We start from the raw sequence: 13,537 nt of genomic DNA on the forward strand, positions 1-13,537 counted from the left end.
TAGCCCTCATCATCCGCACCCGCGTCAGCCGCGCCCCGTTGCTTCGGCTCATCCGCAGTGGTGCGCAGCTTTGAGGAGTACGTTGGACATGTCGCGCCATCACCGTCACCATCACGACAGTCACCACGGTCACCATCATCACAACGACCACCACCACCATCATCATCACAATCATCACTGCCAGCCGGCGCCTGCGCCAATGCCTCCGACGCCGCCCACGCCGACACCGCCCACGCCGCCGACGCCCGCGCTCGGCTTTGCCGATCTCGGCGTCGTCTTCAACGACGCGACGCGCTTTCTCGAAGGCGGACTGTGGCGCAACGTGGTCGAGGAAGGCGGCCAGGGGCTTGGCAGCGTCTACAACTACACTGGCGATCTCACCGTGATTCAGGATGGTCTGAAGGCGATGGTTGCCGCCGGCCAGTTCACCGGTCAGACGCTCACCAACATCAACAAGATCCTCGCCGACATCACGGTCGCGCAAGATGCCGCGATGGCTTCGGTGACCGGCGGCGGCGCGTTCGGCAGCATCGCCGCCGCGGAGACCGCGCTGCGCAACGCGCATCTCGACATCCTCAACGTCGTCAACAACGATCCGAACCTTGCGGGTAATGCGACCAACGCCGACGGCGTCACCGGCTTCCTGCAGGCGCCGGCGCTGCTGCCCGAAGGCGTGACGGCCGCAACCGCCGCCAAGGGCACGCTGGCCGAGCTCGGCCTGATCTTCAACGATGCCGCCAGCCGGCTGATCGGCGGCGTGAACGAAAGCAATGTCGACGTCATCCAGGACGATGTCGACGCGCTGATCGCCGGCCTCAATGCGCTGGTCGCCGCCAATCCGCTGCAGTTCGGCGGCCTGACCGGCGTGCACGCGCTCGCCATCATCGACCAGCTCGCGCTCGTCAACACCCACATCAACGGTGCGGCCGGCAATGTCGACATCGGCCGCGCGCTGAACGACGACTTCCTCGACATCATCGACATCGTCGCCGGCGACACCAATCTCGCCAACATGGCGCAGCAGAACGGCCTGAACGGCTGGAGCGGCTTCGGCGACTTCCTCAACCCGACGCCGGCCTATCAGGACAACCAGGCGCAGACCGATTTCTGGGCCATGTTCATCGCCCAGTCGAACGCGCTCGGCAAGGCGGCGATATCAGCCGTCAATTCCGGCGACGCCGCCGCGATGGCCAAGGTCACCGCCGACCTGATAACCTTCAAGAAGGACGTCACCGATTTCGACGCGGCGCAGGGCGGCATCTTCCAGGCCCGCTTCGACAACGAGCTGCTCGGCGACCAGAGCACGCTCGGCGCCGAGATCGCCAAGATCCTCGAGGGCTTCCAGGCCGGCAACAAGGCGCTGGTCGCCGCGGCCGCCGACCAGATGCACCAGAACGCAGCCGATGTCGGCGGCAACAACATCCCGGTCAATGGCGGCGCCTACAATGTCGACGGCACCACGATCGGCCAGGTGCTGGCGACCACCGGCGGCGGCAACAGTGCCGACGCCGCCGCGCTGCTGGCCGCGGTCACCAGCGCGCCGGCCTCGAACGTGATCATGCTTCCCAGCGCCGCGCCAGCAGCACACGCCGGCGCCGCTCCGGCAACCCTGGTCATGGACGGTCCGATGATGGAGGGGCCGATGATGGAGATGTCACAGCATCAGCATCATCACATGTGGGCGTGATCACCTGTCGCTCGGGCGCCTGCACCAGCAGGCGCCTGACGAGCGCGAGCGCGGTTTCCGTGGCCGGATCGGCCGAGATCACGGAGACCGCGAGCACGATGAGATCGACCGGCTGGTGCGACAGCACGATCACATGCGTCGCATGCCGCGCATCCATCAGCGCCACCATGCGCTCGACGGCGGGGTCGGTGACCGCCCGCCGCCACGGCGCATCGGCCCGGCGCAGCACACGGCTTGACGCGAGAAAGTCGCGCAGCAGCGGCGGATCATAGGCGGTCAGCTCATCCTCGCGACAGCGGCGTGCGCTTTCGAAGACCGGCTGGCGCGTGAGCTCGGCGATCAGATCGTCGCGCGTCGCCGCGATCGAGGCCCCGATCGAGTCGAGCACGCCCGGCTCGCGGGCTTGCAGCATCGCGCGCAAGGCATCGCCGATCAGCCCGATCGTGAGCACGCCGGCCACCGCGACCGCGCAGAAACGCATCAATTGCGCCGCATCGACGTCCGGCGACAGCGCGGCCGCGGCGGCGCCGAGCAGGGCGGCGCCGAGGATTCGCAACAATGTCAGCAGCCCGCCCTGACGCTGCGTCTCCGCGCTGGCGCCGGCGATCAGGATCGCGGTCACCGCCAGCAGCGCGCCCAATGCGCCGAGCCGCACCGGCATGCTCGGCGCCAGCACGCGGAAATCGGTGATGATGAAGGGAATGACCATGACGGCGCCGAACGCGACGCGATCGATGACGCGGTTCTCCCAGGCCAGCAGGCTCGCGCGGTCGCGGCGAAGCAGCAGCCAGGCGCAGGTCGCAAAGCCTGCGAGCTGAAAGGCTGACAGCACGACCGTGTGGTGGCTTTCGAACTCGGCCGGACCGAGCGCGCCGGCGAGCGCGAGCACCACGCCGCCGGCCAGCGCGATCGCCTTGAGCGCGCGATGCGCGTGTCGGCGCAGCAGACCTTCCGTCACCACCAGCGCGCCGAGCGGGATCAGCGCCGCCGGAATCAGCGAGACGCGGTCGAGGAAAGCATTGTCCGTCCACCAGGCGACGCCGCGCAACAGGAACAGCGAGGCGACGGTCCCGAGCAGAACGACCAGCCGTGCCGTCAGCGGTCCCCTGGAATCGCGCCGGTGCAGCATGGCGGCGGCAACCGCGAGGCCGATCGCGCCGCAGAGGTTGACGACGGAGTCCGCAACGATGCCGGCCGTCATGGCGCGGGCTCGCCGGACTGCAGGCGCGGACGGAGCGTGCCGAACGTCCTGGTGTCGTCGAGCCAATGCACCAGCGGCAGGATCATCCGCTGCAGCGCCAGCACGGCCGAGGTCGCCAGCAGCGCCGGCAGCGAGCCGGAGGGGATCTCGCGCAGCAGATAGCGCCGGGCGGCGGCGAGATCGATTCGGCCGAGCTGCAGCAGATCGTCGCCCCTGGTGTAGTCCAGCTCGCGCGCGCAGAAGCCGTTGTAGATGGCGTCGCGATGCTTGGGCGCATCGTCATACGTCTTCTTCAGCGCATCGGAGCCGCCGGTATAGGCGTTGGTGATGACGAAGCGCGCCTCGTCGAACCCGGCCTCGCCGCCGACACCGAACACCGCGCGATGCGCCCGCATGATGCCGCGCGCGAGCTGAAGATGCGCAAAGCTCTGTCGGGCCTGCGGCAGCGGCGACGGATAGACGTCGGAGAAGGTCTCGCAGACCATGCCGGCCACCGCCGGCACCTGCGTGACGTTGGAGATCCATTTCGGCCGCAGGCCGTCACGGATGAACAGCAGCAGCGTCGTGAGGCCGTAAAGCACGCCGGAAAGGCCTTTGCCGCGCGCTTCCGGGTCGACCATCACCAATCCGAGATGGATCACCTGCTGGGTGTCGCCGTCGCGCTCGACCTGCATCACCGCGAGCGCATTGAAGGCGATCGGCCGGCCGCCCGCCTCCTCCGACACCACCGTGATGATGGCGCGCGCGAGCGGGTCGCGCTCGCCTGAGAAGATGCCATAGGTGAGCTCGCCGGCGGGCAGCGTCTTACCGGCGACGGTGCGGAGATCGGCGACGAGCGCCGCCAGCGCCGCGTCGTCCAGGGTCGTGCCCGGGCTCTCGACGATGCGCGTGCGAAACTCCGCATGGGTTCGTAGCGACAGGTCCATCGCCTCCTGCCCCAGCGCCGTCAGCCAGAAGCCGACATTGTCGTGGATACGCCTGGCCGTTGCGACGACGTTCATTGTCCTCATCCACCTGCCCGATCAGAAACGTCTCGCCGAAGCCGTGCCTAGAGTTCACGATATACGCTCCGCGCCGTTAATTCATGATCATGACGCAGGACGGAGCGTCAGTGACGGTAAACGCAGGTTGAACGACCGCAAGCGGTGGACGCCATCGCATCCACCGCTTCCCGGCACGCGCGGAGTGTCCTCCTCACCGGATTGCATCTTCGATGCAATCCGGCCTCTACCCGCAGGCGGGGAGAGGCGAGGAAACCGCTGCTCACGCCGCCTTCGACACCTCCATCAGCAGGCGCTCGGCGCGGGCGTCCTCGATGCGGTTGACGAGCTTGCCGCTCTCGTGGCGGTCACGCAGGGTCTTGGTCAGGGTGACGCAAGTCTGCACCAGCATGACGATGCCCATCGTCAGATAGCCCTTCATCCAGAGATCGATCGGCATGAAGAACACGCCGAGGGCGACGAGGAAAGCGGAGGCGGCGAACGAGGCGTAGGAGAAGGTGATGAAGGCGCTGCTGTGGGGCTGGGTGTTCTGGTTCATGGTCGGCTCCTATGATGACAATCAGGTTGGCTGATGCGTTTCGATCGGTGGTCACGAAATTCAGTTGGCCGGTGCAGTGCGGCCGGCTTTCAGCCGCGCCAGCACGTCGTCGGCGGTGGTCTTGATGCGCGGGCCAAAGCCCTGCTCGGCGAGCTTCTCGGCGGTGGTGATCGGCCCCGTCGCGGCATCGAGCTCCATCAGCGCCTCGTCGGCCGCCTGAGCCTCGATCTGCCGCTCGCGCAGCCGTTTCAGCGTCGCCTCCGCCTCGGGCAGCGTGCATTCGTAGGGACGCGCCGCCTCGATGCCGCCGCGGCGCAGATTGCGCACGGCCTCGGAGGCCCGCGCAATCCGCCGGCCGCGATCAAGCTCGGCAATGCGCGCCTCGGCGTTGGCGACATGCTTCTTCAGCCTGGTGATCTCGGTCGCGAACAGCGCCCGCGCCGTCCTAGCAGCGTCACGCTCGGCCTCGAGGCCAGCGATCGCCTGCGCCGCCTCGCGGGCCAGATCCTCGCGGCCGCCGTCGAGCGCTGCGGTGGCGCGCACCTCGAGATCGGTGATCCGCGCCAGGGTCGCCTCGAGCCGCTTGCCCTCCTGCTGGTCCTGCGCGATGGCCAGCGCGAGCGCGCGCTTGCTGCGATCGACGGCGGCAGCGGCGTCACGCAGCTGCTGATCCAGGATCACCAGTGCGGTACGGTCCTGCAGCTCCTCCTCCGCGACGGCCACGGTGCCCCGAAACAGCGTCAGAACAGTCTTGAACATTGTGAACTCCCTGTTATGAGCATTGCTCATATAGTTTCTTCTAGCGCAGCCATGAGCGACGCTCAAGGAATATTTTGAGCATCGCTCAATATTTTGGTTAACAATGTCCAAGACACTGGAAAGACGTGCAAAACAGCGCGAAGCCCTGATCGAGGCCGCCGAGCGGATGATCCGCACGCGGGGTCTCGTCGGTCTGAAGACGCGCGATCTCGCCCAGGAGATCGGCGTCGCCAATGGCGCGGTCTACAATCTCGTCGCCGATGTCGACGAGCTGGTGCTGATGGTTGGATCACGCACCCTGGCGCGGCTCGACGCGGAATTGTCGGCGGCCGAAAGCGCCGGGCCGCCGGGCCCAGAGGCTGCGCTGGTGCGCATCGCGATCGCCTATTGCGACTTCGCCGCCCACAATCTCGAGCTCTGGCGCGCGCTGTTCGAGCATCGCATGGCGCCCGAGAAGCCGTTGCCCGACTGGGCCATCGCCGACCAGATGCACCTGTTCCGTCACATCCACCAGCCGCTGGCGGCGTTGTTTCCGCAGCGCTCGTTCGACGACATCAGCGTCACCGCGCGCAGCCTGTTCTCGGCGGTCCACGGCATGGTCGCGCTCGGCTTGGAGCAGAAGCTGATCGCTGTGCCGCTCGCGGCCTTGCGCGCGCAGATCGCGACCATGGTGAAGGCGATGGTGACGGGACTGGTGGCGGAGGAGACGGCCGGCCGGTGACGCGGAGCTCGGCGTCGCGCGCAGCGTCATCGGATGCTGATGCCAACAACAAGTACGGCTGCTTCACGGCACTTCTCTCCTGCCTGCTGCGATAGCTAGTTGCTGCCCCGGCGGCGCGGCTCCCGCCTTGTTCAGCCGGAATTGACGGCGAGAACAAACAACCGCCCCATTGCTTCGCAGTATCATGCCGACGTTCGGACTTGTTCCAGACAACATGTCTGGAACTGCCGTTCCACCGACGCTCGACGACGAGTGTTAGTTCGTGTGACATGTGCAGATCTCGGCGCATGGCCACGCTCATCCGGCCGGCAGAACCTGCAGCGTATGCCGCGCGATCCAGAAAAAACTCCAACGAGTCCATGACGCGCGAGCCAAGGGGAAAATCGTGAGACATCTGCGTGCGCCCAATGACGACCGCGATCCGCCATTCCCGTCCGGCTACGACGACGGCCGGCGTCCGCTGTATGAACAACCGTGGCGCGACGAGCACGATCGGCCTACCCCTGCTGAATTCGCGTCCCGTTATGGCGTGCAGGAGGTTCCTCGGCCGCCACGGGAACGGCGTCTCCTCGGCGCGTTGAGCATGATGGGGCTCGTGGCTGTCGCCGCAGGCGTGGCCGGCTTTGCAGCGACGAAACTTCCGACGCGGTGGAGTGCTGGGCTCTCCGCCAACGGCCGTGCGGAGGTTGCAGCCACGGCAACGGTGCCGTCATCGCCGGCCCGAGCCGCGCAGACCGTTGCACCGGTCCAAGATGCTCTCCCAACTGGAGCGATTGCGAGCGCCGTCCCCGTCGTCACGCCGGATCAGAGCCTGCCGCTGAGGGAGGAGGACCGCGCGCCGAAGTTCGATACACGGATGGCCAATGCCGCGTCGGCGCAGCCGACCAGCGCGCGGCCCCCGGTCCAGGGCGTGACGGATACCGAAATCAGCTTCGGAATGGCGGCGCCGTTCTCTGGTCCGGCCAGGGAGATGGGCCATCAGCTCAAGCTCGGCATCGACCTCGCCTTCGCGCAGGCCAACGAGGAAGGCGGCGTGCATGGCCGGCAGCTCAAGCTCTACACGGCCGATGATGCCTATGAGCCGACGCGGACGCTGAACGCGATGAAGGAACTCTACGAGCAGCACAGGGTGTTCGGCTTCGTCGAGAACTACGGCAGTCCGACGGCCCTGATCTCGGTGCCGTACGCGCTCGAGCATCATGCGCTCTATTTCGGCGCCTTCACCGGCGCTCCTTCGCTCCGCCACGATCCGCCGGATCGCTACGTCTTCAACTACCGTGCCGGCTACGCCGAGGAAGCCCATGCGCTCGTGAACTATCTCGTCAAGAGCCGCAAGCTGCGTCCGCAGGAGATCGGAGTTCTCACCCAGCAGGATGCCTACGGCGACGCGGGGTGGGAGGGTGTCAGCAAGGCGATGCACGGGCTGCGCGGCGGCGTGGGCGACGCCTTCCGCATGAGCTACAGCCGCAACACCGTCAATGTCGACGAGGCCATCGCGCAACTGCGCCGGCAGAAGCATGCGATCAAGGCGGTGGTGCTGGTCGCCACCTTTCGCGCCGCGGCCAAGTTCATCGAGAAGACCCGCGACCTGTATCCGGACATGATCTACGCGACGATTTCGGGTGTCGGCAGCACCGGCCTCGCCAGTGAGCTGATGGTGCTCGGCCCGCGCTATGCGGACGGCGTCATCTGCACCCAGGTCACGCCGGCGGTCGACGGCTACGCGTCCGTTACCCTGAACTACAAGAAGGCGCTCGACAGATATTTCCCGGGAGAGCCGGCGGACTACTCGTCCCTGGAAGCCTATCTCACCGCCAACATCCTGATCGAAGGACTGCGTCGCGCCGGTCCCGCTGTCGACACCGAGTCGCTGGTCGATGTCCTCGAATCGATGCGGAATTACGAGCTGGGCGTTGGATCAAGGGTGAGCTTCGGCCCGTCCGACCACCAGGCGCTGCACAAGGTCTGGGGCACGCAGCTCGACAAGACCGGCCAGTATCACGCAATAGATCTCGAATAGGCTGAATGGCCTGGGCTCGCCGCTCCGTGCAGCGTGCATGAGCGGGTTGCTTTCATCGGCGCTTTCGGCCATATCGATCGCATGATCAAGACTGAGACCTTGCACGCGAACACGTGGTGGCGCTCCATCTAGGAGCGGCACGGCCTCGTCATTCATTCGCCCGTCGCCGCCGTTCATCGGCCTGCGACGCGGTTCTTGTCATCAACAGCATCGAAGAGCTCGATCGAGCGGCGGTTCTCACTTCTGGAGAACCACGATGCCTCTCTCAATGCCAGAACGTCCCGTCATCCTGACCGGCGACAGGACCACCGGCCCCCTGCACCTCGGCCACTATGTCGGCTCGCTGCAGAACCGCGTCGCGCTGCAATCGACGCATCGGCAATTCCTGCTGCTGGCCGATGCCCAGGCGCTGACGGACAACGCCCACGATCCGGGCAAGGTGAGCCGGAACATCCTGGAGATCGCGACCGACTATCTCGCCGTCGGCATCGACCCGGAGATGACGACCATCTGCCTGCAATCGCACCTGCCGGCGCTGGCCGATCTCACGCTGCTCTACATGAACTTCGTCACGGTGGCGCGGCTCGAGCGCAACCCGACCATCAAGGACGAGATCCAGACACGCGGCTTCGGCCGCGATATACCGGCCGGCTTCCTGTGCTATCCCGTCGCGCAGGCCGCGGACATCACCGCCTTCAGGGCGACCATCGTGCCGGTCGGCGAGGACCAGGCGCCGCTGATCGAGCAGACCAACGAGATCGTCCGCCGCATCAACCGCCAAGCGGGCACGGAGGTGCTCCCCGAGGCACGCGCGCTGATCCCGAGCGTCGGACGCCTGCCTGGCGTGGACGGCAAGGCCAAGATGAGCAAATCACAGGGCAACACGATTCCACTCTCCGCCACCGCGGACCAGATTCGCGATGCCGTCCGCCGCATGTTCACCGATCCCGGCCACGTCAGGGCCGCCGATCCGGGGCGTGTCGAAGGCAATGTCGTTTTTACCTATCTCGACGCGTTCGACGACGATCACGCGGCGGTCGCGGACCTGAAGGCGCGCTACGTCCGCGGCGGCCTCGGAGACAGCGTCGTGAAGCAGCGACTTGATGACGTGCTGCAGGCCGTGGTCGCGCCGATCCGCGACCGGCGGGCAGCGTTTGCGCGTGATCCCGACCATGTTCTCGAGATCGTCAGGCACGGCACCGAACTGGCGCGCACCGTCACCGATGCGACCTTGCGCGACGTACGCGAGGCGCTGGGTCTGTTTGCGCTGCATTAGCGGTGCGATGCTAATGTCTGATAACATGAATTAACTAATTCCCGCTCCGCTGCGTCACTGGAACACGAAACGGCTGCGCGTGTCCCGTCGAAATAGGCGCTGCGCTGTCAAGCGGCCGCGAAAGGCGCTATGCTGCGTTCGCGCCTGCCCAACTGTGATGCCGAGATCCGGTTTCGAAGTATTCAGCACTCGCGTTTCACCCGGAGAACACATGGCGAAGCGACCCATCGTAAAGCCGCCGACGGCCGCAAAGCCGCAGCCAAAGAAGCAGGCTTTCGATCCGGCGGTGTTCCTGAAGACCGAAGGCCCAGGCCGGACGATCGGGAAATACCGAAAGGACCAGCAGATCTTTTCCCAGGGCGGCCTCGCCGATGTGCTGTTCTATATCATCACGGGCACGGTCAAGATCGTCGTCCATTCCGAGCAGGGCAAGGAGGCGGTCATCGCGCTGCTCGGTCAGGACGATTTTTTCGGCGAGGGGTGCCTGGCCGGCCAGTCTCATCGGCTGTCGGCGGCGTCGGCCATCACGGACAGCGAAATCCTGCGGATCACCAAATCGGCCGCGATCAGCACCCTGCGCGAGCAGCCGGCGTTCTCCGAGGTGTTCGTTTCGCACATCCTCGCCCGCACGATCCGCGTCGAGGCCGATCTCATCGATCAGTTGTTCAATTCGAGCGAGAAGCGCCTTGCGCGGGCGCTACTGCTGCTGGCCAATTTCGGCAATGACGGCAAGCCGCAGCGGGTCATCGCGAAGGTCAGCCAGGAGATGCTGGCCGACATGATCGGCACCACCCGCTCGCGGGTCAGTCACTTCATGAACAAGTTCCGCAAGCTGGGCTTCATCGACTACAACGGCCATCTCGTGATCCACAACTCCCTGCTGAACGTGGTTCTGCACGATCAGCCGCATATCGCAGGCGTGAAGTCGGTTGAAGGCAAGGCGCCCCTCAAGAGCCTATGACCGTGCATCTCGAGTGACCGTGCATCTCGAGATCGAGCTGGCCCTGCTCGATCCACGCCACCATCAAATCAATGCTGGCTGCGCACCGCCGTCGTGGGCGGCTGGAGAAATGCATCGAACCGCTGCTTGACGATGGCGTAACATTCGCACGAGGCTTTCTCGAGTCCGGGCCGGTCGAGCACCTGAATGGTGCCGCGACGATAGCTGATCAGGCCGGCCGCCTGCATGGATTGCGCGGCAAGCGTCACCGACTTGCGATTGGCGCCGAGGATCTGCGACAGGAATTCATGCGTGTACGGAAGCACCGCCCCTTCGGCCCGGTCGTGCATCATCAGCAGCGCATCGGCAGATGCGCTCTTCGGGATCCATCTGTCACACGCCCCACGACTCGCTGTCGGTGGGCCACACCACCGAGCGGAAAGAATTGCCGCCGAATGAGCGGAGCTGGCCGACGCGCCAACCCGGCCTGCCGCCTGGCTCGCATAGGGCGGTCTCCGATGATGAGGGTGCTGCCCCGCCCACTGAAAGGCTGGCATGAGCACGCCTCTCGCCACGGCATCAGTGCCCGCTCTCCGTGGAAGGTCCTCTGGATGAGCGCGCGGGGGGCACAGCGAGCGTCAGGTGCTACTGCCCGCGCCGGGGAGCCATTCTCCTCGATTCGGCTCCCGACGAATTGCGCTGCGGCAAACTGGACCCATGTTCGCTTTTGCTCAGACTCCGACCGGGAACGGCAACACAATAGTCTCATAATATCAAATTGTAAGGAAGAGAGCAGCGGGGAATTTGTAGTCGGAGTGCGTCCTGTTTTGGAGAATTCGCGTGTTGAGACATCAGAGCCAAGATACCGCTTTTCCGATCTTTCTCGAGCGGGCAGGCGTCCGGAATGACATACGCAGCTACAGGCTCATCCAACAATCTGTGCTCGCCGAATTCAGTCGTGCTGCATTGCAGACCCGCGATATCAACAGCGTTCTTCAGCGCGCCACCGCGCTCTGCGCCAAGGGCCTCAATGCACCGTTCACGATGGCGATGGAATTCGTGGCGGATGGCAAGAGACTGCTGGTCCGCGCGGGTTACGGATGGCCGAGCCCGGTCGAGCAATCATCGTTCGTCGTGGACAGCGCCTCGCCTGCTGGCCGCGCCTTCCAGACAGGTCAAGCCATCATCACCAGTCGCGGCCCCCCTGATGGTCGCTTCGAGACACCGGGACTTCTTCCAGTAGACCGCGGCATCAAGACGTCGATCAGCGTCCGGATCGATCGCGGCGGACAAGGCGGCGGCTATTTCGGCGTGCTCCAGGTCGACAGTCCGGCCCCCCGCCGCTTCGACGAGGCAGACGTTGCCTTCCTCACTGCATTCGCCGACATCGTCGGGATTGCAATCGAGCGCCTGCATGAGGAGACGCGGCTCCGGGAAGCCTTGGACCATCAAGCCATGCTGACGCGCGAAATGGGCCACCGCGTCAAGAACAGCCTCGCATCCGTCGTGGCCATGCTCCGCGTCCAGTCGTTCGGGTCGCATTCGGCTGAAGCCAAGCGCGCCCTCGAAGACGCAGGATCGCGCGTGGCGGCCATTGCCCAGGTTCATGATCATCTCTCGCGGGCCTCGCAGATCGGCTTGATCGACGTCGACGTCTTCCTCAATGACTTCTGCAGCCGGCTGCAACGCGTCGCGGGAACGAATGTGCTGCGCTGCGACTCCGACCCGATACGGCTTTCGGCCGATCATGCCGTTCCTCTCGGCCTGCTGATCAATGAGCTGGTCAGCAACGCCGTGAAACATGCCTACCCCGGCCGGGACGGGACGATCGACATCTCCGCCCGTGACATCGACGGCTGGCTACACCTCAGCGTGTCCGATCATGGTGTCGGTCTGCCGGCCGGTTTCGACATCGATCAACCGCGCGCGAGCCTGGGGTTCCGGATGATCAAGGGGATGGTCGAGCAGCTCCGCGGCCGCCTCTCCGTCAGCGCCAACCAGTCAACCGGCACGCGTGTCCTGGTCGAACTGCCGATGATCCCCCGCAATGAAGGGATTGCACCCGCGGCAGCACTCGTCACCGCAGAGCGACCGGTGCTGGAGAAGACCCGGTGATCCCTTGGGCGATCATCATTCGCCAGCACGGCCGATGACGTGATCCTCGATGCGCCGCTGACAAGGCCGGCCGCTTTCTCGAACGGCAGCTCTTTGTCAATGCTCCTCGTCCACGTGCCGCTGGTGGCGACGAGCGCGCTACACGCTTCATGGTGAGACCACACCGCAAATCCGAACATGCGCGAGCCCGGCGGCATTTACCGGGCGGAAACCGTTGCTGGCGTTCAATGCGAGCATGGCACAGTTGCGCATGGAAGTTCGCGATTCGACCGGCACCATCCTGCCGGGCTATGGCGACGCATTCTTCGACCTCAGGCTCCCCGGCGATCACCGCCGCGTGGCGCGGACCCTGCTCCAGATCATTCGCGGCGACGATGTCCGCTCACCGGTGCACAGCGTCCACTTCTTCCGGGGCGCTTCCGAGATCGGCTGCTGGTCGGTCGACGACGAGCGCGCGGAGATGAGCTTCGTGGACCAGTTCGCGCACACGCCGCCCGCCGCGGCGTAACAGCTTCCCCGACGAGCTCAAGGCACGCGGCATCGGCCTCACGCGATCCGCGGGTGCGCGGTCTGGTGTCAGGTCCAGGCCGAGCGGATGATCGTGCCGTCATAGTCGGTGCCGAAAATCGCGAAGTCCGGCACATGGCCGAGGATCGCCGTCAGCGCCCGCGGGATCAGGTGCGTCTCGGGATCGCGCAGCTCACCGATCAGGCCTGACGCGTCGGCACCGCCGGCGTTGAAGTGCGGCGATGGCCGGTGGACAGATTGTCGTAGCAGACCGGCGCGTAGCCGGCCTCGGCGACAGCCTTGCAGCAATGAGCCCCGATGTAGCCGGCGCCGCCGGCAACCAGGATCGCTCCCTTGTGATCCATGCATGAAGGCCTTCTGATCAGCAAACGGCTGGATCGAGTCGCGGATGCGAAATGTGACCCAGCGAGCCGACCGCTGCAACCGGGCAGCGCGCGCCGGCTGGCGTCACCGACAACCGCTTGGCGGCAGGCCGCTCCGCGCTGTTAACGCTCTCGCACCCGGCCGGTCGTCCGATTGCGGTCAGGTGACGCCGAATAGCTGATGTCACGCGATGACAGCACGACATCTAGCCGTGAACAGACCTCGTACCGGGCCGCGCCGCTGATTCGGACGCGGTTCGTTCAAGCCACGTTCTGAACGTTAACGTGAGCGCGCACGACGTCGCATTCTGGGACATCATGCGCAGGCTGGCCGTGGCAGCGAGTCCAGCGCTGATGTCGTTGGCGCGATCCCGGCGCGGCGAGGTCGG

Annotated in this window: 12 protein-coding genes and 1 pseudogene; 7 read left to right on the forward strand and 6 right to left on the reverse strand. The window is 65.6% G+C overall.

Annotation, left to right across the window (positions count from 1 at the left end):
* The first annotated feature begins 88 nt into the window (after positions 1-88).
* Positions 89-1,687, forward strand: coding sequence for a hypothetical protein (locus tag QX135_RS13260; RefSeq protein WP_316234114.1), 1,599 nt, complete (start codon positions 89-91; stop codon positions 1,685-1,687).
* On the opposite strand, the gene QX135_RS13265 is transcribed toward QX135_RS13260, so the two are convergent.
* The 4 genes from QX135_RS13265 to QX135_RS13280 all read right to left on the reverse strand — a co-directional run bounded on the left by QX135_RS13265 (position 1,614) and on the right by QX135_RS13280 (position 5,186).
* Positions 1,614-2,888 carry a hypothetical protein gene (locus QX135_RS13265; RefSeq protein ID WP_316181845.1) on the reverse strand — a complete coding sequence of 425 codons (1,275 nt, stop codon included), beginning with the start codon at positions 2,886-2,888 and terminating at the stop codon, positions 1,614-1,616. The genes QX135_RS13260 and QX135_RS13265 overlap by 74 nt on opposite strands.
* Entirely contained in the window at positions 2,885-3,889 is a 1,005-nt protein-coding gene (locus QX135_RS13270; RefSeq protein ID WP_316181846.1) for a hypothetical protein, read from the reverse strand. The genes QX135_RS13265 and QX135_RS13270 overlap by 4 nt, the downstream gene beginning before the upstream one ends.
* 262 nt (positions 3,890-4,151) lie before the next feature.
* On the reverse strand, positions 4,152-4,427 hold the full coding sequence (locus tag QX135_RS13275; RefSeq protein WP_315716622.1) for a YiaA/YiaB family inner membrane protein: 276 nt from the start codon (positions 4,425-4,427) through the stop codon (positions 4,152-4,154).
* 60 nt (positions 4,428-4,487) lie between these two features.
* The gene (locus QX135_RS13280; protein ID WP_315754589.1) at positions 4,488-5,186 is read right to left on the reverse strand and encodes a PspA/IM30 family protein; all 699 of its coding nucleotides are present in this window, start codon (positions 5,184-5,186) and stop codon (positions 4,488-4,490) included.
* A 103-nt stretch (positions 5,187-5,289) separates the two neighbouring features.
* Here QX135_RS13280 and QX135_RS13285 point away from each other — a divergent pair, with 103 nt between their 5' ends.
* The 4 genes from QX135_RS13285 to QX135_RS13300 all read left to right on the forward strand — a co-directional run bounded on the left by QX135_RS13285 (position 5,290) and on the right by QX135_RS13300 (position 10,164).
* Complete coding sequence (locus QX135_RS13285) at positions 5,290-5,907, forward strand: TetR/AcrR family transcriptional regulator (protein ID WP_315813627.1); 618 nt, start codon at positions 5,290-5,292, stop codon at positions 5,905-5,907.
* Positions 5,908-6,763: 856 nt separating this feature from the next.
* Positions 6,764-7,927, forward strand: a complete 1,164-nt coding sequence (locus QX135_RS13290; protein WP_315813628.1) for an ABC transporter substrate-binding protein — start codon at positions 6,764-6,766, stop codon at positions 7,925-7,927.
* Positions 7,928-8,183: 256 nt separating this feature from the next.
* Positions 8,184-9,203 (forward strand): tryptophan--tRNA ligase, encoded by a 1,020-nt coding sequence (gene trpS / locus QX135_RS13295; RefSeq protein WP_315736511.1) that lies wholly within the window; start codon positions 8,184-8,186, stop codon positions 9,201-9,203.
* A gap of 211 nt (positions 9,204-9,414) precedes the next feature.
* The gene (locus QX135_RS13300) at positions 9,415-10,164 is read left to right on the forward strand and encodes a Crp/Fnr family transcriptional regulator (RefSeq protein WP_315736510.1); all 750 of its coding nucleotides are present in this window, start codon (positions 9,415-9,417) and stop codon (positions 10,162-10,164) included.
* Positions 10,165-10,232: 68 nt separating this feature from the next.
* On the opposite strand, the gene QX135_RS13305 is transcribed toward QX135_RS13300, so the two are convergent.
* Complete coding sequence (locus tag QX135_RS13305) at positions 10,233-10,496, reverse strand: helix-turn-helix domain-containing protein (protein ID WP_315813629.1); 264 nt, start codon at positions 10,494-10,496, stop codon at positions 10,233-10,235.
* 487 nt (positions 10,497-10,983) lie between these two features.
* On the opposite strand from QX135_RS13305, the gene QX135_RS13310 reads away from it, so the two are divergent.
* Together QX135_RS13310 and QX135_RS13315 are read left to right on the forward strand one after the other, a co-directional pair.
* Positions 10,984-12,258 (forward strand): sensor histidine kinase, encoded by a 1,275-nt coding sequence (locus QX135_RS13310; protein ID WP_316181850.1) that lies wholly within the window; start codon positions 10,984-10,986, stop codon positions 12,256-12,258.
* 214 nt (positions 12,259-12,472) lie between these two features.
* Positions 12,473-12,766 (forward strand): hypothetical protein, encoded by a 294-nt coding sequence (locus QX135_RS13315; protein ID WP_315736507.1) that lies wholly within the window; start codon positions 12,473-12,475, stop codon positions 12,764-12,766.
* 83 nt (positions 12,767-12,849) lie between these two features.
* Here QX135_RS13315 and QX135_RS13320 read toward each other — a convergent pair.
* Positions 12,850-13,130: pseudogene (locus QX135_RS13320) on the reverse strand (NAD-dependent epimerase/dehydratase family protein); the annotation flags it as partial.
* Positions 13,131-13,537 lie beyond the last annotated feature (407 nt).

The organism is Bradyrhizobium sp. SZCCHNR1098, assembly GCF_032489375.1.
GTDB lineage: Bacteria > Pseudomonadota > Alphaproteobacteria > Rhizobiales > Xanthobacteraceae > Bradyrhizobium.

What these genes read in the sequence shown, in the direction of transcription:
- QX135_RS13260 (WP_316234114.1), top strand. Translation starts at nt 89, where the DNA reads ATGTCGCGCCATCACCGTCACCATCACGACAGTCACCACGGTCACCAT.
- QX135_RS13265 (WP_316181845.1), bottom strand. Translation starts at nt 2,888, where the DNA reads ATGACGGCCGGCATCGTTGCGGACTCCGTCGTCAACCTCTGCGGCGCG.
- QX135_RS13270 (WP_316181846.1), bottom strand. Translation starts at nt 3,889, where the DNA reads ATGAACGTCGTCGCAACGGCCAGGCGTATCCACGACAATGTCGGCTTC.
- QX135_RS13275 (WP_315716622.1), bottom strand. Translation starts at nt 4,427, where the DNA reads ATGAACCAGAACACCCAGCCCCACAGCAGCGCCTTCATCACCTTCTCC.
- QX135_RS13280 (WP_315754589.1), bottom strand. Translation starts at nt 5,186, where the DNA reads ATGTTCAAGACTGTTCTGACGCTGTTTCGGGGCACCGTGGCCGTCGCG.
- QX135_RS13285 (WP_315813627.1), top strand. Translation starts at nt 5,290, where the DNA reads ATGTCCAAGACACTGGAAAGACGTGCAAAACAGCGCGAAGCCCTGATC.
- QX135_RS13290 (WP_315813628.1), top strand. Translation starts at nt 6,764, where the DNA reads ATGGCCAATGCCGCGTCGGCGCAGCCGACCAGCGCGCGGCCCCCGGTC.
- trpS (WP_315736511.1), top strand. Translation starts at nt 8,184, where the DNA reads ATGCCTCTCTCAATGCCAGAACGTCCCGTCATCCTGACCGGCGACAGG.
- QX135_RS13300 (WP_315736510.1), top strand. Translation starts at nt 9,415, where the DNA reads ATGGCGAAGCGACCCATCGTAAAGCCGCCGACGGCCGCAAAGCCGCAG.
- QX135_RS13305 (WP_315813629.1), bottom strand. Translation starts at nt 10,496, where the DNA reads ATGATGCACGACCGGGCCGAAGGGGCGGTGCTTCCGTACACGCATGAA.